General features: G+C 60.2%; 15 protein-coding genes and 3 pseudogenes. 11 read left to right on the forward strand and 7 right to left on the reverse strand.

Translation table 11 applies throughout. The features are described 5' to 3' along the window. The first annotated feature begins 17 nt into the window (after nucleotides 1–17). The 3 genes from H9K75_RS17415 (at nucleotide 18) to H9K75_RS17425 (ending at nucleotide 3,470) form a co-directional block, all read left to right on the forward strand. Nucleotides 18–818, forward strand: coding sequence for a hypothetical protein (locus tag H9K75_RS17415; protein WP_187723569.1), 801 nt, complete (start codon nucleotides 18–20; stop codon nucleotides 816–818). A 67-nt stretch (nucleotides 819–885) separates the two neighbouring features. Next, on the forward strand, nucleotides 886–1,293 hold the full coding sequence (locus tag H9K75_RS17420) for a group II truncated hemoglobin (protein ID WP_187723570.1): 408 nt from the start codon (nucleotides 886–888) through the stop codon (nucleotides 1,291–1,293). Between the two features lie 128 nt (nucleotides 1,294–1,421). Beyond that, entirely contained in the window at nucleotides 1,422–3,470 is a 2,049-nt protein-coding gene (locus H9K75_RS17425; protein ID WP_187723571.1) for a bifunctional 2',3'-cyclic-nucleotide 2'-phosphodiesterase/3'-nucleotidase, read from the forward strand. 92 nt (nucleotides 3,471–3,562) lie between these two features. On the opposite strand, the gene H9K75_RS17430 is transcribed toward H9K75_RS17425, so the two are convergent. The 6 genes and pseudogenes from H9K75_RS17430 to radC form a co-directional block, all read right to left on the reverse strand. Beyond that, nucleotides 3,563–4,897: a nucleotide sugar dehydrogenase gene (locus H9K75_RS17430; protein WP_187723572.1), complete on the reverse strand. Its 1,335-nt coding sequence runs from the start codon at nucleotides 4,895–4,897 to the stop codon at nucleotides 3,563–3,565. 13 nt (nucleotides 4,898–4,910) lie between these two features. Further along, complete coding sequence (locus H9K75_RS17435) at nucleotides 4,911–5,984, reverse strand: hypothetical protein (protein WP_187723573.1); 1,074 nt, start codon at nucleotides 5,982–5,984, stop codon at nucleotides 4,911–4,913. 24 nt (nucleotides 5,985–6,008) lie between these two features. Further along, entirely contained in the window at nucleotides 6,009–7,067 is a 1,059-nt protein-coding gene (locus H9K75_RS17440) for a hypothetical protein (protein WP_226858289.1), read from the reverse strand. 197 nt (nucleotides 7,068–7,264) lie between these two features. Next, entirely contained in the window at nucleotides 7,265–8,410 is a 1,146-nt protein-coding gene (locus H9K75_RS17445) for a glycosyltransferase (protein WP_187723575.1), read from the reverse strand. 618 nt (nucleotides 8,411–9,028) lie between these two features. Then, nucleotides 9,029–9,750: pseudogene (locus H9K75_RS17450) on the reverse strand (Smr/MutS family protein). 512 nt (nucleotides 9,751–10,262) lie between these two features. Further along, nucleotides 10,263–11,005 (reverse strand): annotated as a pseudogene (gene radC / locus H9K75_RS17455) (RadC family protein). Nucleotides 11,006–11,077: 72 nt separating this feature from the next. Between radC and H9K75_RS17460 the strand changes: the two are divergent. The 8 genes from H9K75_RS17460 (at nucleotide 11,078) to H9K75_RS17490 (ending at nucleotide 18,640) form a co-directional block, all read left to right on the forward strand. Continuing rightward, nucleotides 11,078–11,557 (forward strand): FKBP-type peptidyl-prolyl cis-trans isomerase, encoded by a 480-nt coding sequence (locus H9K75_RS17460; RefSeq protein ID WP_187723576.1) that lies wholly within the window; start codon nucleotides 11,078–11,080, stop codon nucleotides 11,555–11,557. Nucleotides 11,558–11,590: 33 nt separating this feature from the next. Further along, nucleotides 11,591–12,580, forward strand: a complete 990-nt coding sequence (gene ispH, locus H9K75_RS17465; protein WP_187723577.1) for a 4-hydroxy-3-methylbut-2-enyl diphosphate reductase — start codon at nucleotides 11,591–11,593, stop codon at nucleotides 12,578–12,580. Between the two features lie 237 nt (nucleotides 12,581–12,817). After that, the gene (locus H9K75_RS17470; protein ID WP_187723578.1) at nucleotides 12,818–14,143 is read left to right on the forward strand and encodes a hemolysin family protein; all 1,326 of its coding nucleotides are present in this window, start codon (nucleotides 12,818–12,820) and stop codon (nucleotides 14,141–14,143) included. A gap of 104 nt (nucleotides 14,144–14,247) precedes the next feature. Further along, entirely contained in the window at nucleotides 14,248–15,570 is a 1,323-nt protein-coding gene (gene serS, locus H9K75_RS17475) for a serine--tRNA ligase (protein ID WP_187723579.1), read from the forward strand. A 363-nt stretch (nucleotides 15,571–15,933) separates the two neighbouring features. Beyond that, nucleotides 15,934–16,233: a YkvA family protein gene (locus H9K75_RS17480; RefSeq protein WP_187723580.1), complete on the forward strand. Its 300-nt coding sequence runs from the start codon at nucleotides 15,934–15,936 to the stop codon at nucleotides 16,231–16,233. A gap of 84 nt (nucleotides 16,234–16,317) precedes the next feature. After that, nucleotides 16,318–17,469 (forward strand): alpha-hydroxy acid oxidase, encoded by a 1,152-nt coding sequence (locus H9K75_RS17485; RefSeq protein WP_226858290.1) that lies wholly within the window; start codon nucleotides 16,318–16,320, stop codon nucleotides 17,467–17,469. Nucleotides 17,470–17,570: 101 nt separating this feature from the next. Continuing rightward, nucleotides 17,571–17,705 carry a hypothetical protein gene (locus tag H9K75_RS24860; protein WP_264293845.1) on the forward strand — a complete coding sequence of 45 codons (135 nt, stop codon included), beginning with the start codon at nucleotides 17,571–17,573 and terminating at the stop codon, nucleotides 17,703–17,705. Nucleotides 17,706–17,743: 38 nt separating this feature from the next. After that, the gene (locus H9K75_RS17490) at nucleotides 17,744–18,640 is read left to right on the forward strand and encodes a pirin family protein (RefSeq protein WP_226858291.1); all 897 of its coding nucleotides are present in this window, start codon (nucleotides 17,744–17,746) and stop codon (nucleotides 18,638–18,640) included. Nucleotides 18,641–18,861: 221 nt separating this feature from the next. Here the strand turns inward: H9K75_RS17490 and H9K75_RS17495 are convergent. Further along, a pseudogene (locus H9K75_RS17495) lies at nucleotides 18,862–20,543 on the reverse strand (TIGR01244 family sulfur transferase). Between the last annotated feature and the right edge of the window lie 35 nt (nucleotides 20,544–20,578).

The following is a 20,578-nucleotide window of genomic DNA, read 5'->3' on the forward strand; positions in this document are numbered from 1 at the left end:
CCGCAGCGACTTTCTACATGACTGAACCATGGGTGACAGAGAATTTTTCCGACCGGCTCGCGAGTGCCGAAATAGAGACCATGCCGCAGGAAACCCCAACCGTGGCTGAGGCACGCGTCTCGTTCCTGCGCTGGATGGTGGAGGGGTTGCGCGCGTCGCTGCTGCTGCGTCCGCGCATTGCGCTCGATGCCGTGCCGGGGCCGTGGAAGCTCGCCTTTCTGGTGTTGATTGCCAACCTGATCGACGTGGCCATGGACCGCCTGTCCCTTCCGGACGAGGTGCAGTTCAACTACCAGGGGTGGCTCGGACAGTGGAGCCTGTGCCTCATTACGCTGTGGTGGGCCTGGTGCCTGATGCCGCGCGCCCAGATGGGCGCATTGCCCGCGCTCGGTCGCGCCGTGGCCTGGTTTGCGTTGCAGACCTGGGCGGCGTTGCTGCCGCTGGTTGCCTACTACGGCGTGATGTACTGGATCAAGGTGGCGGACGACCAGTCGGTTCCTGCCTGGGTGGACGACCTCTCGATGAGCCTGGTGGCCGTGGTCTGGATGTTTGCGGTCTTCTGCAAGCTCGCGCGTGTCTACTTTGGCGGCTGGCTGCGCGCATTCGTGCTGACGGTGGGCTTGTTCGTGATCGTCATTGCGGCGTTCTCCAGAACCGATGCCGAGACCTGGCTCGCCACGCCGGACGAGGCCGCGCAGGTGGAGGTGGTGCCCGGCGAAGATGACTCCGATGACGGCAACGATGACGGCGACGACACGCCGGACTCTTCGGAGTCGCAATGGATGGAGGCCGCCCGGAGAACCCTGGAAGTGGTTTGAGCAATGCGGCGTCCGCAATGCCGGACAATCACCGGTTTCCAGCGCAGATTTTTCTTTCTATTTTCGTATGTCCGACGAAGCCATCGATCCCAACGCTTCTCCCGTCACGCCCTTTGAATGGATTGGCGGCGAAGCCAAGGTGCAGGCGCTGGTCACGCGCTTCTACGACCTGATGGATCTGGAGCCCGTTTACAAGGAATTGCGCGCGGCGCATGGGCCAGCACTCGATGATGCGCGGCAGAAACTGTTCTGGTTTCTCTGCGGCTGGCTCGGCGGCCCGGACTACTACCAGGAGCGCTTTGGTCACCCGCGTCTGCGTATGCGGCATTTTCCGTTTGCCATCGGCATTCAGGAGCGGGATCAGTGGGTCGCCTGCATGAATCAGGCGATGGAGGAGACCGGCGTGCCCGACGATCTGCGCGAGCGGCTCAACCAGAGCTTCATGGGCACGGCGGACTGGATGCGCAACCGGTAGGCCCGCGTTCGACCTGTGTTGGCGGCCAGCGCGACGGCCTCGGGCGACGGTTCGCATCAAAACAACGTCATGCACGTGTCAAATCTGCTGACCAGACTCTGGACTTTTGAATTGCAGAGTCCATCTTTATGTCGCACCCCTCATCAGCGCTCCATCGTCGCCATGTTATTGCCGCTGCTGCGGCCTCCGTGGTGCTCGCCGCCTGCGGCAGCAGCGATCATGACGTCGATCCACAGACCCAGCCCGCAACCGCCAGACTGGCCGTGCTGAGCACGACCGATCTGCACTTCAACGTGCGCAGCTATGATTATTTCAAGCTCGCCGAAGACAAGAGCTACGGCTTTGAGCGCACGGCCACGCTGGTGCGCGCGGCGCGCAAGGAGTTTCCGAACACGCTGCTGGTGGACAACGGCGACACGATCCAGGGCACGGCGCTGGCCGACTACGAAGCCGTCGTCAAGACGATTCCGTGCACGCAGCAGCTCTCGATGTACAAGGCCATGGGCGCGCTGGGCTTTGACGCCGGCACGCTAGGCAATCACGAATTCAACTACGGCCTGCCGTTTCTCAATCAGGTACTCGGCGGTGGAATGGACGTGGAAGGGGTCGATGCCAAGCAGAAGTGCTCGGGCAACGGCTATGCGACCGTTCTGTCCAACGTCTACAGCAGCAAGAGCAAGAAGCCCTTGGTGCAGCCCTACACCATCCTGGAGCGCACGGTCGTCGCCAAGGACAAGGATGGCAAGGACGTCAAGCTGCCGATCAAGATCGGTGTGATCGGCTTCACCACTCCCGGCATCATGAACTGGGACAAGCGTTATCTGGAAAACAAGGTCTACACGCAGGGCGCGGTGGAGGCGGCTCAGCAGTACCTGCCGGAGCTGAAGAAGAACGGTGCACAGATCGTCGTGGCGCTGCTGCACGGCGGGCTCGACGGGACGGCCTACTCCGCGACGATGGAGAACCCCGGCCTGCACCTGTCCAAGGTCCCCGGCATCGACGCGATGGTGATGGGCCATCAGCACGGCGTGTTCCCCGACACGGCGGCCACACCCGCATTCACGCTGACCGGTGTGGACAACAAGGCGGGCACCGTGAATGGCGTGCCTGCGGTGATGGCCAGTTCCTGGGGCAAGGCGCTGGGCGTGATCCAGTTGTCGCTCAAGTGGGATGGCAAGGCGTGGAGCGTGGACAAGACGGCCAGCAAGAGCGAGTTGCGCAACATCCAGAGTGGCAAGGACGCAGCCGGTAAGGCAGTCTACGTGGACGCCGATGCAACGATTGCGCCGCTGATCGAGCCGCAGCATCAGGCGGCGATCACGTACGTGAAGACACCAATCGGCACCACCGATTTCCGCATGAGCACGCTGTTCGCAGACGTCGGCGACCCGGGCGCGATCCAGTTGGTGAACCAGGCGCAGCGCGACTACGTGGCCGCGTACATCCAGTCGAATCTGCCGCAGTACAAGGATCTGCCGGTGCTTTCGGTGAGTGCGCCGTTCAAGTCGGGATTCCAGGGCGCGGCGGACTACACCGACGTGGCTGCGGGCTCGCTGTCGATCTCGAGCGCGGCCGATCTGTACCTCTATCCGAACACGGTCTACGCGGTGAAGGTCAACGGCGGCGACATCAAGGACTGGCTCGAGGCCGCTGCCAAGCGCTTCAACCAGATCGACCCCGCGAAGACCGGTGAGCAGCAGCTCATCAGTACCTTTCCGGGCTACAACTTCGATATGTTCACCACGCCCGACGTGCAGTACCAAATCGACGTGACGCAACCCGTCGGCAGCCGCATCAAGAACCTCACCTACCTGGGCAAACCCATCGAGGCGGCCAAGGAGTTCGTGATCGCAACCAACAACTACCGCGCGACCAGCGGCAAGAGCTTCATTCCCAAGCTCGACGGTTCGTCCACCATCTGGGCATCGCCCGACGCGAACCGCGATGTGGTGATCGACTACGTGAAGAAGAACGCCAGCATCACGCGCAACACCAACGGAAACGCAAAGAGCTGGAAGTTCACGCAAGTGGCGACCGCCGGTGACGTGGTATTCAGCTCCGGCGCAGGCGCACTGAGCGTCGCGCAGGCGGCAGGCCTGGCAAACGTGACCTTGCTCGCCGCCGACGACGGTTCGGGCAAGGGCACGTCGAAGTACAAGCTCGATCTGTCCAAGTAACAAGTCCGCGACGGACTTGCGAACAAACCGCCGGTCATGATGACCGGCGGTTTGTTCTTTTTTCTTTCAAGGCGGCGCTGCGATTTCCGTTTTTACGGACGCCAAAGGCATGCGTTGGCCGAAAGGCTTGAGCGGTCGAGCACCGCCTTGAGGTCCATGACGACATAGCGCCCGTCCGTTTTTGTCAGGCGTTCGATGAGTCGTTCGAGCGACAGCGCCATATTTTTGAAAGCCAGATGCGGCACGTTCAGCATGACGGCGTCGGCCGGCCTCAATTGCTCGATGTCGATGAGATCGAAGCCGTATTCGTGCCTGAACTCGACCGGATCGGCGTGCGGATCGGCGACCTGCGTCGTGATGCCGTATCTGCGAAGTTCCTTCACGATGTCCGCAATTTTCGAATTGCGGATGTCGGGCACATCTTCCTTGAAGGATGCACCGAGAACGGTGACCATGACGCCCGGGCGCATGAGCCCCTCGAGCGCGAGGCGCTTGATCAGTTGATTGACGAGAAACCCCGCCATCGAATCATTGGTCTCGCGCGCTGCAAGAATCAGCTTGGCGGGATAGCCTTCCACGGCGGCCTTGTGGCTCAGGTAGTAAGGGTCCACCGAGATGCAGTGGCCACCCACGAGCCCGGGCTTGAACGGCATGAAGTTCCACTTGGTTCCCGCCGCTTCGAGCACCTCGTGCGTGTCGATACCAAGCCGCGAAAAGAGCTGGCTGACCTCGTTCATGACGGCGATGTTCACGTCGCGCTGCGTGTTCTCCAGAATCTTCGCGGCCTCTGCGACCTTGATCGTGCTCGCGGCATACACCTCGGTGATGCGCCCGTAGATGCTTGACAGCAGGCGCAAGGTTTCGGGCCTGTCCGCAGAGACCACCTTGACAGTGTTGTGCAGCGTATGCACCCGGTCTCCGGGATTGATGCGCTCCGGCGAATAGCCGATGGAAAAATCCGCCGGATACGAAAATCCAGAGGTTGCGCACAGCAACGGCAGGCACTCTTCCTCGGTCGCACCTGGGTATACCGTGCTTTCGTAGACCACGACGGAGCCTTTGCGCATTTGCTGAGCCACGATACGTGTGGCGCTCAGCACGTGGCTCATGTCGGGAACGTGGCCTTCTTTGACGGGCGTGGGCACGGTGATGATGTATACATGCGCCTGCGACAGCGCGTCCGCGTCCGATGTGATGAGCATTTCGAACCTTGTATTCATCGCTTCGGGAGTCAATTCGCCGGTGTCGTCCTGGCAGGTCGCTAGTGCCTCAATGCGTGATTTTTTGACATCGAATCCAATGACCGGGAAATGTTCGGCCAGCGCAAACGCAAGCGGTGCGCCGACATATCCGAGCCCGACCACCGCGATACGGTTGGAAATGCTTTCGGTTTGGAAGTCGGGTGAGGCGGCGTATGGCAAGCTCATAGTGGTATCAGAATCATTGACCATTTCGTGTCATCCATGCTTTCAGGTAATCGAGTTGTGATTGCGCGCTCGCAATCTGTGCGTGCAGGATGTATTGCTCTACCGCCATGCTCCGTTTCATCCGTTCGCCGTCGGTCGTCGATACCGACGCGAGACGCAACTGAGCGGAGGTGAGTAGTTCTTGACGGGCCTGATAACTTTCGAGCAGAAGTTCTCCTGCGGAGATCCGACCTAGTACGGCCTCCTTTGCACGCAAGAACGTTTGAGTCTGGTCACCATGTTTTTCACGCAACCATTGGGTAGTCAATTCAACGACACGAGCGCTTGCGCGTTCCGATTCGGCCTGCCCGATATTCCAGGATGCTGTTACGGCGACAAAGCCCTGTCTGTTGCTGGAATTCAGATTGGTCCGCATTCCGGCTGCGTAGCTCACGTCCCACGCGTTTGGACGATTCAAACGCGCGCCAAGATCCACGACCTGCGCGCGAGCGTTTACTGCTCGCTCCAATAGCACTTGAATGGGCTCTTCAGCCTCGGGTAGCAGGGACTGAGCATGAACCTTGCGTACGCGTGCCGTGGCTATTTCGCGGCGCACCATTTCGACCTGATCGAAAGCGGCCTTCACGTCGGTGAGACGAGATTGCTGGGCCATCAGAAGTTCTTGCTCCCATCGCAGATTCGTCTGAGCTGAGGTCAGCGCATGTTGCCATTTGTCTTCGGCGCGAATGATCGAAAGGAGCTCTGCTCGCGCTTCGGCTTGGCCAACCTGCTCAAGCAATTGCCTCTCGCTGCGGTAGGCATTGCACTCCGCCAAGGCCAACTGAGTGGTGAGTTTCGCACGTTGATGTCGCATCCACGAGTGACGCACCCCGACGGTCATAGAGCGTTCCGCTGTGACCGGGTCACCGATACTTGTGAAGACATCCGGCGATGCAAGCAACGCACTGGTGGCCTTGGACTGTGCTTCGGACAATTGGCAGAACGTGTCAATTTCGGAGGCGTGGCCTTGGGCCGTAGTGGTCAAAAAAATCAATGCCATTGGTGCTGACATTACGATTTTTCGACAGCGACGAGAAATTTTTTTCATTGAGATTCACCCCTCTTTGGATATTCAAAGAAACAATGGGGCCGAACCGAGAAAGAGAACCTGCTCTTTCGCAGCAGACGGGTTTTCGAGATCAAGCTGGATGAGAAAACCGCGAATATCACGCTGAAATATGGGGTGAAAGCCCTTTTCTTCGTCGCTACCTATCCATTTGACAGTGCCGACGCGAGCGCAGGCTACGACCTTAGCCCAGCAAGAATATATGGCTTTGCCCATCGCAACGGCGGATTCGTTTTCGTAGGGCACGAACGCAAATAGGGCGGACAATTCGTTGTCTTGTGCAATGCGAAAGTAAGGTGTGGCCTCGACCGTGTCCACAATGGCTTGAAGTTCCTGGATTTCTGTATTCTTGTTTTTCAGTTCGGCGTTGTTTCGAAACCTCTGGATTTCCAGTGCGGCAAGTTGTTGTTTGAGTGTTGCGACGCGCGATTGAGACTCCAATGCCTTGCTCGATTTTGCATCACCGCGCATGGTGTCGATACCGCTGTTGAGATCATGAATTTGTTGGCTGAGCGCGACCGTCCCCAATTTGGCTGAGGTAACGTTACTTTCCATTGAAACAACCTGAGCTCGAGCACGCGCGGCGACCTCCTTGGTAATCAGTCCGGCCGCCAATTCCTGATCAATGCTTTGTTCTGTCGCCTTGCTTGCCGCGAGAATGGTGCTGGCACGGTAGTCATCGGCCATTTTGGACGATTTCAATTGGCTAATTGATTTGACGAATGCCGCATTCGCCACAGTTTCTTCCCGCAGTGCCAGGTCATAGCGAGCCATCAAGTTCCCCACGGCGATGGCTTGCTCATCGATGACAGCGATTTCGCGCCTCAGGCTTTCACTCGCAATTTGCAGCGTTGCGAGTCCTTGGCGTGCTCGAAATGCTTCTGCGCCTGTAGCCATGACCCGCGGAGACGCTTTTGTGAGAATGATGGGTGCGACCCATGTGCGATTGGCTGAATAAAGAATTATGGTAAAGAAATAAGATGAAGCGACCAAAAGCACGGTTATGAGTATCGCAGCTGCCAAGGTTCGATACGATTGCAGGAATATTTTTTGAAATACAGTCATCGGGGAAAAATTTCGATAAAGCGCACGACGCTTATCCGTCAATGGCGGAAGAAAATATATGAGATTTATTAATTTGGACGGTAAATCGTCTTGAGAAACGTTATCAGGAATTCAAGGTGCGGAAGATATTTCACGGGTGCCCCATGAGCCGATATCAAATGTGCAAAGAGCTAGTAGCGTGATGATAACGGAATCCATCATGAACCATGCTCCCCGAGAAGAGCCTTTATTGGGTATTTGATTGGCACGGAACCGGTGGCTATGGTTTGAATGGATCGGTTATAAACAAGTGCTGTGACAACAAAAAAAGAACAGAACATCAAAAAAGAAATTGCAAGTACATCAAGAGTATGTCCTAGCCCCGCCATGGGAATGGCTGTAATCAGATATAATGCCCATATTATGATGAGTAGTTCAGGAATGATTGCGACGGCTGCTGCGCGAACCCCCATGATTTGGAAATGCTGAGGCAATCGCATCAAAGTCCAAAATGTGTCCCGCATTGCAGACCTGCGCCAACGCAGTTGTTGCCCAAACAACTCATTAAACCGTGTAGGTGCAGAAGTCCAGCATATCGCTGCCGGATTGATCAGAGTTTTCCATCCTCGCATAAGAATCATGTGAGTCATAAATCGATCTTCGCCATCTCGCACCTTCATCCCGAACCAGTTTCGCGCGCGAACCTGCGACGCGACTGACAAAAATACCTCGCGGCGCATTGCAAACAGGCACCCACTGATGCAGAACACGCGCCCGTGCACGTTCTGAATCATCTTTCCTACCTGGAAGGTCATGAAATACACAAGCGTCTGGCAGAGTGTGAAAATGTTTTCGTTGACATTGAGGATGCCGATGTGCCCGCCCACAGCGCCTACTTTCGGGTCGCAGAAACATGCAACCAGTTCGCGAATCACTTTGGTATCGAAAATACAATCGCTGTCGATGCAAATCACGATCTCGCCATTGGAACGCGCAAGAGCGTTGATTATGCTGATGTGCTTTCCTGAGTTGACGGAATTTCTCAGCACTTGAATATGATGAGGGTGCTTGGACTGAGCTTTCAATAGGTAATCATAAGAGTCATCAACACTACAATCATCAATGGCCACGATCTCCAGTTTATCTGTGGGCCAATCCGCATTGAGAACGCTGTTGATTGTCTCGAGGACATGCATCCCCTCGTTGTATACCGGCAGCAAAATGCTCACGCGAGGCTGATGGGTATAGTCCTTGAGAGGTTTGGCGGCTTTGGTGATAAGTCTGAGAAGCAGACCTCCTGTAAAAAAGTAACAAAGAAGCATGAGCGGCACTAAATGCCACAGTTGACGCTGTACTTCAATCATCAATAGTGATTCCGCGAAAATATGATGGCATTACCATAAAGTCAGATGCATATTGGTTTATGAGTCAATTGAATGGTCTACGGTATCCCGGTAAATGGATTTATAGTTGTATTCTTGCACCGATGCCAATCGACTATTTTTCGAACGTGAAATTATGTATTGTGAATAAGGTTGTGAAAAAAATATCAACCGTATTGGTTTGATTTTTATCATCTAAAGCTTTAGACTTTAAACGCGCTTGTGAGTATTTATAGGTATTTATTTGGAGAAGAGATTGTTTGATTATTGATGCGCCCTGATGGAGAATCGAATCTTCATTGTTGTGGGTGAGCTTAAATGCGAAAATTGGGCGACTTTCTATCGCGTTATTTTGTATTTTGCGGAGAATGCTGAGGATATTGAGGTGGATATTACTCGGGGATTTATGCATCCCTGTGCTTTGAGTAATTAATTAACTCGTTTGGACTCGCGCATCGTTCAACTGAGCGATGGCAGTAAATCATCAGCCTTGGGGCAAGGCTTGACTGATTGAGGCTGGTCGTAGCGCGCGAACCGTCGTCTGATAGCCATATCCATCGAGAGGATTTTCAATGCGGCAGACCACCCAATTCCGCGTTGTTATCTGTGCTTCGATCCGATTCGTGGTGAGGATCCCTTGCGCTGCTGAGGCTGAAGCAGCACCACCAGCGCCCCGGCGCCACCCTCCGCGGGCGGGCCTGTACAAACGCCAGTACTTCCTTTTTCTGTACCAGCCAGCTTTGCACGCGGCCCTTGAGTACGGGCGTCTTTCCGGGCGAGCCCAGACCTTTTCCGTGTACCACGCGCACGCAGCGGATGCCGGTGCGGAACGAAAGGCGGATGAATTCGCCAAGTGCCTCGCGCGCCTCTTCGGTGCGCAGGCCATGCAGGTCGAGCTGGCGCTGGATGCTCCACTGGCCCGAGCGCAGTTTGCGAGTGACGTCGGCGCCGATGCCTGGGCGGCGAAAGCTCAATTGGTCGTCGGTGTCAAGCAGGGTGCTGACATCGAATGCGTCGCTCAGCGACTCGCGCAACACGCGTTCTTCATCCAGCTCGCGCTGTACGGGCAGGGGTTCGGGAGGCTCGGGCGTGTGCCACAAGCGGTCGTTCTGGCCGCGCAGGGCCTGGACCGTTCCGACCGCGTTGCGAAACAGGTTGTGCTCGCGCTGTGCCTTGCGCTGCGCTTCCGCGAGCGCGCGTTGGCGCTCGGCTTCGCGGGCGGTGGCCTCTGCGATGGCGTTGCGCAAGGTCTTGAGATCGGCGAGGGAACGGATTTTGATGTTTGACATGGCACAAACCGGGCAATGGTGTTTGTACCGCATGCGGGTGGGGTTTGGGGAAGAGGGGTAACTGGGCGGCTTAAGTGGGTGGGGTGCTAAGGGGTTGAGGTTGGAGGCCGGGACTGCCCCCGGCGGGGCAATCACTTTTTGCTTGCGCTCAAAAAGTAATCAAAAACGCGCTTTGAAGTCACGCGGTGGAACTCACTTTGCGCTGACGCGCGCCGTTCGGACAACCCCGCGAGTCAGTGGAATGCGGGGAGGAGTGCTCGGCACTTCGCGTTGCTCGTGCCTTTGATTGGCACGGGCTGCCCCGGCAGGGCAATCACTTTTTGCTTGCGCTCAAAAAGTAATCAAAACGCGCTTTGAAGTCACGCGGTGGAACTCACTCTGCGCTGACGCGCTCCGTTCGGACAACCCCGCGAGTCAGTGGAATGCGGGGAGGAGTGCTCGGCACTTCGCGTTGCTCGTGCCTTGGGTGGCACGGGCTGAGGTGGTGGTTATGCGGTTTGGTTCGGAGGGGAGGGATCGCCCCTGGCGGGGCAATCACTTTTGGCTTACATCGTTCCGTCGTCTGCCATCGACAGTGCTACGCCCTTGGCGACGATGAAATGATCGAGCACGCGCACGTCGACCAGGGCCAGTGCCGATTTGAGCAATTGGGTGAGCTGGATGTCTGCCGCGCTGGCCTGGACCTTGCCGCTCGGGTGGTTGTGGGCGAGGATTACGGCGGCGGCGTTGTGGTGCAGGGCGCGGATGACCACCTCGCGCGGGTAGACGCTGCTTTGGGTCAGGGTGCCGCGAAACAGTTCTTCCATGGTGATCAGGCGGTTCTGGCTGTCCAGGAACAGGACGGCGAAGACTTCGTGCGGTTTGGCGGCGAGCTGTAGCAAGAGGAATTGCTTGACGCTCTGCGGCGAATCAAACACCGTGTCACGGCTCAGTTGTTCCTTCATGGCGCGGCGGGCGAGTTCGAGGACGGCGATGAGTTCCGCGCGCTTGGCGGGACCCAGGCCCTTGATGCGCTTGAGATCGCCGTCGCTGGCGTTCAGCAGGGCGGATATGCCGACAAAGCCCGTTGGAATGGCGGCTGGCTGGGCTTCGCTGGCCGGCTCGCGAATGCTCGTGGGGTTGGGGCGGGCAGGCCGATCAGCTCCTGCGCCAGTTGCAGCACGCCCTTGCCTTGAATGCCGGTGCGCAGCAGGATCGCCAGCAGTTCGGCGTCTGACAGGGCCTGCGGGCCGCGTGCCAGCAGCTTTTCGCGGGGGCGTGACTCGGTGGGCAGGTCTTTGAGGGGCATGTCGGTACGGCCAACGCCGGGATAAGGGAATCCCCGATTTTTTACAATGGCGGCTGTTTAGCGAGGCCATTCATGTCAAGTTCCACTCCCTCTACCGATTCCTCCGTGCCCACCGTGCAGGCCGGATCCTTTCTCACGCTGCACTATCGGCTGTCGGGGCCTGCCGGGGACGTGATCAACACGTTCGATGGCCAGCCCGCGACACTGACGCTCGGCACGGGCGAACTGGCCGAGGCCGTGGAGGCCAGGCTCATCGGCATGGCCGAGGGCACGCGTGCCACCTTCGAGTTGCCGGCTGGTGTGGCCTTCGGCGAGCGCAATCCGGACATGAAACAATGGCTGGCGCGCAAGGTGCTCAATGATCTGGGTGATCCGATGGAGCAATACACCGTCGGCGATGTGGTGCAGTTTCCCACGCCCGACAACGCGGGCACCTTTGCGGGCACGGTGCTCGACGTGCGGGAAAGCGACGGCGCGGTGCTGTTCGATTTCAGCCACCCGCTGGCCGGCCTGCCGGTGACCTTCGAGGTGCAACTGATCGGCGTTCTCTGATCCTCAACAGAACACAAAGTAAACGACAGCCCCATGCAAAAACCCCAGGAAATCGTTCTCGCCGAGCCGCGTGGCTTCTGTGCCGGTGTGGATCGCGCGATCGAGATCGTCGAGCGCGCGCTGCAGAAGTTCGGTCGCCCGATCTACGTGCGCCATGAAATCGTGCACAACACCTACGTCGTGAACGATTTGAAGAACAAGGGCGCGATCTTCATCGAGGATCTGAACGAGGTTCCGCCCGGCGCTACGCTGGTCTTCAGCGCCCACGGCGTGAGCAAGGCCGTGCAGCGCGAGGCCGAGGAGCGAGGCTTTCAGATTTTCGATGCGACCTGCCCGCTGGTGACCAAGGTGCACGTGGAAGTCGCGAAGCTCGCCAAGGAGGGCTACGAGTTCATCATGATCGGCCATAAGGGGCACCCCGAGGTCGAGGGCACGATGGGCCAGCTCTCCGAGGGCATTCACTTGGTGGAGGACGTGCAGGACGTCGCGACGGTGGCGCCTGCGCAGACCGAGCGTCTCGCGGTCGTGACGCAGACGACGCTGTCCGTTGATGATGCGGCGGCGATCACGGCGGCCGTGCGTGCGCGCTTTCCGAGCATCCGCGAGCCCAAGCAGCAGGACATCTGCTACGCGACGCAGAACCGCCAGGATGCGGTCAAGGTGCTGAGCCCGCAGGTCGATCTGGTGATCGTTGTCGGGAGCCCGACAAGCTCCAACAGCAATCGTCTGCGCGAGCTGGCGGCGCGGCTGGGAACGCCGGCCTACATGATCGACAGTGCCGAAGAACTCAGACACGAATGGTTCGACGGCATTGCCCGCGTGGGACTGACGGCGGGTGCCTCGGCGCCCGAGGTGTTGGTCAAGGAGGTGATTGCGCGCATCAAGGAGCTGGGTGCGACCTCGGTCCGCAAGATGGATGGCGTGGAAGAAACGCTCAAATTTCCGCTGCCCAAGGGGCTCAAGATCGATGCCGCGACGGGGCTGGAGATCGAGGTGCGCAAGGCTCCAGAGACGGGCGCTTGAGCATATTGTGAGCACGGCGTGGATGCTTGGACTCCGAGGGACTACTCATCTATTAATAGCGCTCAAGCTATAGTGGTTGTAGGATTAGATCGCATTGTCATAAAACCACCATCATCGTCGCGCTTACGCGCACTATGATGTCCGTATTGCGCTTCGGGTACTGTCCGAGCCCGGCATGCGCAAATTCATACAATTTGGGCTTCTTTACACCGGGGGAGTGCATCGGGCTCCCTGATCATGGAAATAGCAATACTTTTCGCCCTCATCCTGCTCAATGGCTTGTTTGCCATGTCCGAGCTGGCCTTGGTTTCTGCGCGCAAGACGCGACTGCAAAAACTTATAGATGAGGGCGACAGCGGCGCAAAGGCAGCCGTCAAGCTGGGCGAAGATCCCACGCGTTTTCTCTCCACCATCCAGATCGGCATCACCTCGATCGGCGTGCTCAACGGTATCGTCGGTGAGGCGGCGCTTGCGCAGCCGCTCGGTGCCTGGTTCGTCAAGATGGGCATGGAGGCCAAGATGGCTGGCTATGTCTCGACCGGTCTGGTCGTGGTGATCATCACCTATTTCTCCATCGTCGTCGGCGAACTCGTGCCCAAGCGCCTGGGCCAGAGCTATCCCGAGACGCTCGCCCGCCTGGTCGCGCGCCCGATCAACTGGCTGGCCATTGCGACCAAACCGTTCGTGCGGCTGCTCGCGAGTTCCACCGAGTTCCTGCTGCGCGCGCTCGGCGTGAAGGAGGGCTCGAGCAGCGCCGTGACCGAAGCCGAAATCCACGCCGTGCTGGCCGAAGGCACGAGCGCGGGAGTGATCGAGACGCACGAGCACCAGATGGTGCGCAATGTGTTCCGCCTGGATGATCGCCAGATCGGATCGCTGATGCTTCCGCGTGGCGACGTGGTCTATCTGGATGTCGAAGACCCGTTCGAAGCCAACCTCAAGCTGGTCGAGGAATCCGATCATGCGCGCTTTCCCGTGGTGCGCGGCAGCATGGAGAACGTGCTTGGCGTGATCAACGCGCGCCAGTGGCTTGCCCGCGCGGTGCGTGATCCGGCCGCGCGTGATCTGGCGGATCAGCCGCTCAAGGCCGCGCTCTATGTGCCCGAGACCATCAACGGTCTCGAGCTGCTCGACGAGTTTCGCCTGTCCGACGTGCAGATGGCTTTCGTCATCGACGAATACGGCGAGGTGCAGGGCATCGTCACGCTGCAGGATTTGATCGAGGCCATCACCGGGGAATTCCAGCCGCGCGACCCCGAAACCTCCTGGGCCATGGAGCGCGAAGATGGTAGCTGGCTGCTCGATGGCCATATTCCCGTGCCGGAACTCAAGGATCGGCTGCATCTCGCCAGCGTGCCCGAAGAGGATCGGGGCCGTTATCACACGCTGAGCGGCATGCTGATGTTCCTGACGGGCAAGCTGCCCGCAGAAACCGATGCCGTGCAGTGGGAGAACTGGCGCTTCGAGGTGGTCGACATGGATGGCAAGACCATCGACAAGGTGCTCGCCACGCGCCTGCCCGAGCCCGAGATCGATCTCACCGCAGAATCCATCTCCAGTTGATCGACTGACCGGAAGTCAGCGCACATTCAACTGCGCGTGCCGCGCGTCGTACTCATTGCGGCGTGCGGTTCGTTGTTGCAACAACAGTCTAAAATTCGCCCTCTATGCTTGACATCCTCCAACTCCGTAAAGACCTCGATTCGGTCGTCGCTCGTCTCGAGACCCGCAAAAAGCCGCAGACCTTTCTGAACGTGCCGGCGTTTACGTCTCTGGAATCCGAACGCAAGACGATACAGAAGCGCACCGAGGAGTTGCAGGCCAGGCGCAATGCGCTGTCCAAGCAGGTGGGCATGCTCATGGGCAAGGGCGAGAAGGACGCTGCGGAAGCGGCCAAGGCCGAAGTGGCGGCGCTCAAGGGCGAACTCGACTCGTCCGCCACGCGCCTCGACCAAATCCAGGTGGAAATGCTCGGCATGCTGCAGGCCGTGCCCAACCTGCCGCATGAAAGCGTTCCCGTCGGTGCCGACGAGCATGCAAACGTGGAAGTGCGCAAGTGGGGTGATCCGCGCGCCTTCGACTTCGAGGTGAAGGATCACGTCGACGTCGGCACCCCGCTGGGCCTGGATTTCGACATGGGCGTGAAGCTCTCGGGCGCGCGTTTCACGGTGATGAAGGGCGGCATTGCGCGACTGCACCGCGCGCTCTCGCAGTTCATGCTCGACCTGCAGACCGGCGAGCATGGATACACCGAGTGCTATGTGCCCTACGCGGTCAACACCGATTCGCTGCGCGGCACCGGTCAGTTGCCCAAGTTCGAGGCCGATCTGTTCGCGGCGCGAAAGGGCGGGCAGGAAGGCGAGCCCGTGCCCGACAACACGGCGCTCTACCTGATTCCGACCAGCGAAGTGCCGCTCACCAACTTCATGCGCGACGTGATCGTCGCTGAGGCCGAACTGCCGATCCGCCTGACAGCTCACACGCCGTGCTTTCGCTCCGAGGCGGGCAGCTACGGTCGGGACACGCGCGGCATGATCCGCCAGCACCAGTTCGACAAGGTCGAGATGGTGCAGATCGTGCATCCCGACAAGAGCTACGACGCGCTCGAGGAGATGACCCGCCACGCCGAGGCGGTGTTGCAGAAGCTCGGCCTGCCGTATCGCGTGATGCTGCTCTCGACCGGCGACATGGGCTTTGGCGCGACCAAAACTTATGACCTCGAAGTGTGGCTGTCGGGCCAGAACGCCTACCGCGAGATCAGCTCGATCTCCAACTGCGAGGCCTTCCAGGCGCGCCGCATGCAGGCGCGTTTCAAGAACGCTGCGGGCAAGAACGAGTGGGTGCATACGCTCAACGGCTCGGGACTCGCCGTGGGGCGCACGCTGGTGGCGGTGCTCGAGAACTACCAGAACGCCGACGGCTCGGTCACCGTCCCCGAGGTGCTGCGCCCGTACATGGGTGGCATTGCAATGCTCAGCCCACAAAAATAATCGCCCCCTCTTGTCATCCGCACAGATGACCACACGTTAAGGACTTGCTGAAACGGTTTCAGCAAGGGCCTGTTCACACAACCCACGGGGTCGCGCAAGCCAGACAGGGCCGCTCATGCTAGGCGCGTGACGCCGCGCGGGTAGGCACCCGCGCAAGGAACGCAACGCCGCAGGGGCGGCCCTGTCTGGCTTGCCCGAAGGGTTGTGCAGTCTTGGGCGGTCTGCGGCGTTGCAGTCTCTCGCAAGGTACCTACCTTGCTTCGAGCCTGCGCCTTGCATCCCATCCCAAGACTGCACAACGCGATCCCCGTGCGTTGGGTGAACAGGCCCTAGTCCTTTTCTCTTTGGATGGGAGTGCCTGCCATGTGGAAGCTCGGTCGTCTGTTCACTATGTTCCGCAAGGAAATCATGCTTGCCTGGGCCGTGCTGCGCGACCCGCGTGCACCGAATGCGGCCAAGCTGGTGACCGTCCTGGCGGCGCTGTATGTCGTGAGCCCGGTGGACTTCGTCTCGGACTTCATTCCCGTGCTCGGGTGGCTTGACGACGGGCTGATTGCCTATTTCCTGCTGCAGGTGGCCTTCAAGTTCCTGCCTGCGGATTTGCTGGATACGCTGCGCTCGCGCGTCAGCGCCCGCACTGCGGCAAAGGCGGCGGCGCGCTGAGTTTTTCCTGCTGGCGAACGGTTGAAAACCAAGATCGATAGAGGTATCGACGCGATTGGAAAATAAGAACAATTATCATCGGGCATGCTCTCAGACCCGACACCGTCCACCGCCCTGGGCGAGCCCATGCTGCCCGCGCACCAGCGCATTCCCGCCGACATCCATTCGCTGCCCGACTACGAGCGTCACGCGATCCGGCATGTGGAGCGCGATGCCTGGAACCACCTCCAGAGCGGAGCCGACCGGGAGGTGTCGCTCAGGCGCAATCGCGAAGCATTCGATGCGCTGAAACTGCTGCCCGAGCCGCTTGCCGATCTGTCGGGTGCGCATACGCGCACGCAACTGCTGGGCAGCGAGCATCTGAGCCCGATCATGCTCGCGCCGGTCGCCTATCAGCGTCTGGTGCATCCGCAGGGCGAACTGGCGACGGTGCGCGCGGCGATGGCGATGCAGACCGGCATGATGGTGAGCACGCTCGCCACGCACACGATGGAAGACATCGCCCAGGCCGCGCAGGCTGCCAGACGCGAGCTGGGGCGCGGGGCATCGCTGTACTTCCAGTTGTACAGCCAGCCGCTGCGCGAGGACACCCTGAGCCTTGTGCGCCGCGCCGAAGATGCGGGTTACGAGGCCGTGGTGTGGACCGTCGACGCAGGCATCAAACGCTCGCGATTTACGCTGCCGCCGGGTATCGATCCGGTCAATCTGCGCGGCGCGGCAAGCCCGCCGCGCCAGACCTCGGATCTGATGAGCGAACACATCGTGTTCGGCACGCCACTCGCAACCCAGGCGCCGGATTGGGACGATCTGGCCTGGCTGCGCAGCCAGACGGCGCTGCCCCTCATCGTCAAGGGCATTCTGTCGCCGACTGCGGCCAGCCGCGCGGTCGCCATGGGCGCCGACGCCATCGTGGTCTCCAACCACGGCGGGCGTGTGCTCGATGGCGTGGTCGCTCCCATCGAAGTGCTGCCCGCCATCCGCGCGGTCGTGCCGAGCCATGTGCCTCTGATCCTCGACAGCGGTGTGCGGTTCGGAACCGACATCGTCAAGGCGCTTGCGCTTGGCGCGACCACGGTGCTCGTGGGCAGGCCTCAGCTTCATGCGCTCGCGGTGGCCGGCATGCCCGGGGTCGCGCACATGCTGCATGTGCTGCGCGCGGAGCTGGAACTCGCCATGGCGCAAACGGGCTGTGCCATACTTTGCGATATATCAAAACGATTGATATATACAAATTGATAGCATTGTCTTGAAATCGTCGCGGCCGGCACCATCTATGTCCTATCGACGGATGCAGACCGGGCAGCGACTCACTGCACCTCACAAAGGAGCTGATTCACATGAACGCAATCAACAACCAACCCCAGCCACTCATTCTGAGTGCGCAAGCAATTGAAGGCCGCCTTCCCGGCCTTGATCCCTTCATCTTCGGGCCTACCACCAGGATCTCTATCCCGAAGGCAATGGCAAGCTAGGCCCGGACGCGGCGCTGCTCAATGGCCGCGACATCGGCATGGATTTCGCACGCCGCGACGGCTGGAACATGTACCACGGGGACACCGTTCCGGGCTTTCCGGCGCATCCACATCGCGGGTTTGAAACCGTGACCATCGTGCGCAAGGGTCTCGTCGATCACGCCGATTCGCTGGGTGCGACGGCGCGCTATGGCGAAGGCGACGTGCAGTGGCTCACCACCGGTGCGGGTGTGCAGCATGGCGAGATGTTTCCGATGGTGCACGAGGACAAGGGCAACACGCTCGACCTGTTCCAGCTCTGGCTGAACCTGCCTGCCAAAAACAAGATGGCCGACCCGGATTTCACGATGTTCTGGGCCAACGATATTCCGCATGTGGTGAGCACCGATGCGAATGGACGCCGCAGCGAGGTCGAGGTGGTCGCGGGCGACTATGCGCCCGTCGATGGCACGGCGGACAAAGGCGTGACCAAGGCCCTGCGTCCTCCCAAGGCCTCATGGGCGAGCGAGCCGAATGCCGACGTGGCGATCTGGATCGTCACGATGGAGCCGGGCGCAAGCCTCACGCTGCCTGCGGCGGTGGCGGGCCTGAATCGCGCGATCTACCTCACGACCGGCAAGACGCTGACCGTGGGCGACAACCGCTTCGATCAGCGCGTGATGCTGACGCTGCAGTCCGATCAGCCCGTGCCGCTCAAGAATGAGGGCAGCGAAACCATTGAGGTGCTGCTGCTTCAGGGCCGCCCGATTGGTGAACCGGTGGTGGCGCGCGGACCATTCGTCCTGACGACCGAGCAGGATCTGATGAAGGCGATGCACGACTTCCAGCGCACCGAATTCGGCGGCTGGCCATGGCCTACGCGTGCGCACACGCATGGCAAGGAAAAGCGCTTTGCCAGACATCCCGACGGGCGCGTGGAAACGCCGACGGAGTAATGCCAACTGGCGAGGGTCGAATGCGGCTCCTGCCCTCAACACCGACGGGCCCGAAAGGGCCCGTTTGCACATCTGTCGATGCCTTGCTGGCCGATCACGCCCATGCGGCGAAGAAACAGCATCACGGCGACGCCAGAATGCCGCCAACCGCGCGGGTGAGCGCCAGCACCATGCCCACGCCCGAGCCCATCGGAAGGCTGAGCAGGTAGCCGCTCATTCGCTCAGGTCTTCACGCCATCCGCAAGCACCGGCTGCACCAGCCATTCGCGGCCCTTGAGCATGCCATCCCAATAGACAGGCGGAAGAATGCGTTCCTTGAGCAGCCATGCGAGCGACGAGGGCCGCGTGCCATCGATCAGCCACTTGGGGAACGAAGGCGCGAGCTTGCCGCCGTAGAGAAATTCGGCCAGCACGATCTTGCCGCGCTCCACCGTCAGCGGGCACGAGCCGTAGCCGTCGTAGCTTGCCAGACCGTTGAGCACGCCGCGCGCGACCAGCACGTTGTTGGCAACCACCGGCGCCTGCTTGCGCGCCGCCGCCGCGGTCTTGGCATTGGTGGTGTTGGTGCAGTCGCCGAGCGCGAAGATGTTCTCGAACTTCTTGTGACGCAATGTGGACGGATCGACGTCAACCCAGCCGGCCGCATCGGCGAGCGGACTCACGCGGATGAAGTCGGGCGCTTTCTGCGGCGGCACGGCGTGCAGCATGTCGAACGGCAGGGTCACGCGATCCTTGCTGCCGTCCGCGTGGGCGCGCGCGAACGTGGCCTCCTTCTGCGGGCCGTTCACCGACACGAGCTGGTGCGAGAACTGCAGATGAATGTCGTAGGCCTTCACGTACTCCATGAGCGCGGGCACGTAGTCGGCCACGCCGAACAGCACGGCGCCGGCGTTGCAGAACTGGATGTCGATGTTCTTGAGCACGCCCTCGCGCTTCCAGTGATCGGCCGAGAGATACATCGCCTTTTGCGGTGCGCCCGCGCACTTGATCGGCATGGGCGGCTGGCTGAACACGGCCTTGCCGCCCTTGAGCTGCTGCACGAGTTCCCAGGTGTAGGGCGCCAGGTCGTAGCGATAGTTCGACGTGACGCCATTGCGTCCCAGTGTTTCGGCGAGCCCTTCGATGCCGTTCCAGTCGAGTTTGAGGCCGGGGCAGACCACCAACTGCTGGTACTTTACTACGCGGCAGCCATCGAGCACCACGGCATTGCGTTCGGGCTCGAACGCGGCCACCGCGACCTTGAGCCATTTCACGCCCGGCGGCAGCACGCTTGCCATGGTGCGTGCGGTATGAGACGGCGGAAACACGCCCGCTCCGACCATGGTCCAGCCGGGTTGGTAATAGTGCACGTCGGCGGGATCAATGATGGCGATGTCCAGGCCGGGCTTGCGCGTGAGCAGGCTGGCCGCCACCGAGATGCCCGCAGCGCCCGCGCCGACGATGACGACGTCGTGCGTCGCATCCACCACGTCCAGCGGCGTGCGCCCGCCGTTGGTGATGCGCCGTACCACGCCCGAGAGGTCGTAGCCCGCACTGCGCGCGGTCTCCAGAATCGTGGCGACGGGGCCTGGGCGCGCGCCTGGCTCAGCGCCCAGAGCGTTGCCGAGCGTGTGCCGGTACGGCAGTAGGCGAGCACTGGACCGGGCAGTTGCGTAAGCTGCGTGCCGAACTGCTGAGCCTGCTCGTCGGTCACCTTGCCGGATTCGACCGGCAGATAGGCGGCCTGCAAGCCGGATGCATTCGCGGCGCGTTCGATTTCGTTGAAACCCGGCTGATCGCCGGCCTCGCCGTCGGGGCGATTGCAGAGGATGGAGCGGTAGCCGGCGGCGGCAATGGCGGGCAGGTCGGCCGCAGTGATTTGCGCGCTGACGGCCAGCTCCTTGTTCAATGCCTTGATGTCCATGACGGTCTCCTGTTGTATGGTTTTGGACGCGCTGT

This window comes from Diaphorobacter aerolatus, assembly GCF_014489535.1.
In the GTDB taxonomy this organism is placed as follows: Bacteria; Pseudomonadota; Gammaproteobacteria; order Burkholderiales; family Burkholderiaceae_C; genus Diaphorobacter_A; species Diaphorobacter_A aerolatus.

What these genes read in the sequence shown, in the direction of transcription:
- ispH (WP_187723577.1), top strand. Translation starts at nt 11,591, where the DNA reads ATGCAAAAACCCCAGGAAATCGTTCTCGCCGAGCCGCGTGGCTTCTGT.
- H9K75_RS17490 (WP_226858291.1), top strand. Translation starts at nt 17,744, where the DNA reads ATGGATTTCGCACGCCGCGACGGCTGGAACATGTACCACGGGGACACC.
- H9K75_RS17430 (WP_187723572.1), bottom strand. Translation starts at nt 4,897, where the DNA reads ATGAGCTTGCCATACGCCGCCTCACCCGACTTCCAAACCGAAAGCATT.
- H9K75_RS17480 (WP_187723580.1), top strand. Translation starts at nt 15,934, where the DNA reads ATGTGGAAGCTCGGTCGTCTGTTCACTATGTTCCGCAAGGAAATCATG.
- H9K75_RS17435 (WP_187723573.1), bottom strand. Translation starts at nt 5,984, where the DNA reads ATGAAAAAAATTTCTCGTCGCTGTCGAAAAATCGTAATGTCAGCACCA.
- H9K75_RS17415 (WP_187723569.1), top strand. Translation starts at nt 18, where the DNA reads ATGACTGAACCATGGGTGACAGAGAATTTTTCCGACCGGCTCGCGAGT.
- H9K75_RS24860 (WP_264293845.1), top strand. Translation starts at nt 17,571, where the DNA reads ATGAACGCAATCAACAACCAACCCCAGCCACTCATTCTGAGTGCGCAA.
- H9K75_RS17485 (WP_226858290.1), top strand. Translation starts at nt 16,318, where the DNA reads ATGCTCTCAGACCCGACACCGTCCACCGCCCTGGGCGAGCCCATGCTG.
- H9K75_RS17460 (WP_187723576.1), top strand. Translation starts at nt 11,078, where the DNA reads ATGTCAAGTTCCACTCCCTCTACCGATTCCTCCGTGCCCACCGTGCAG.
- H9K75_RS17470 (WP_187723578.1), top strand. Translation starts at nt 12,818, where the DNA reads ATGGAAATAGCAATACTTTTCGCCCTCATCCTGCTCAATGGCTTGTTT.
- H9K75_RS17440 (WP_226858289.1), bottom strand. Translation starts at nt 7,067, where the DNA reads ATGACTGTATTTCAAAAAATATTCCTGCAATCGTATCGAACCTTGGCA.
- H9K75_RS17445 (WP_187723575.1), bottom strand. Translation starts at nt 8,410, where the DNA reads ATGATTGAAGTACAGCGTCAACTGTGGCATTTAGTGCCGCTCATGCTT.
- serS (WP_187723579.1), top strand. Translation starts at nt 14,248, where the DNA reads ATGCTTGACATCCTCCAACTCCGTAAAGACCTCGATTCGGTCGTCGCT.
- H9K75_RS17420 (WP_187723570.1), top strand. Translation starts at nt 886, where the DNA reads ATGTCCGACGAAGCCATCGATCCCAACGCTTCTCCCGTCACGCCCTTT.
- H9K75_RS17425 (WP_187723571.1), top strand. Translation starts at nt 1,422, where the DNA reads ATGTCGCACCCCTCATCAGCGCTCCATCGTCGCCATGTTATTGCCGCT.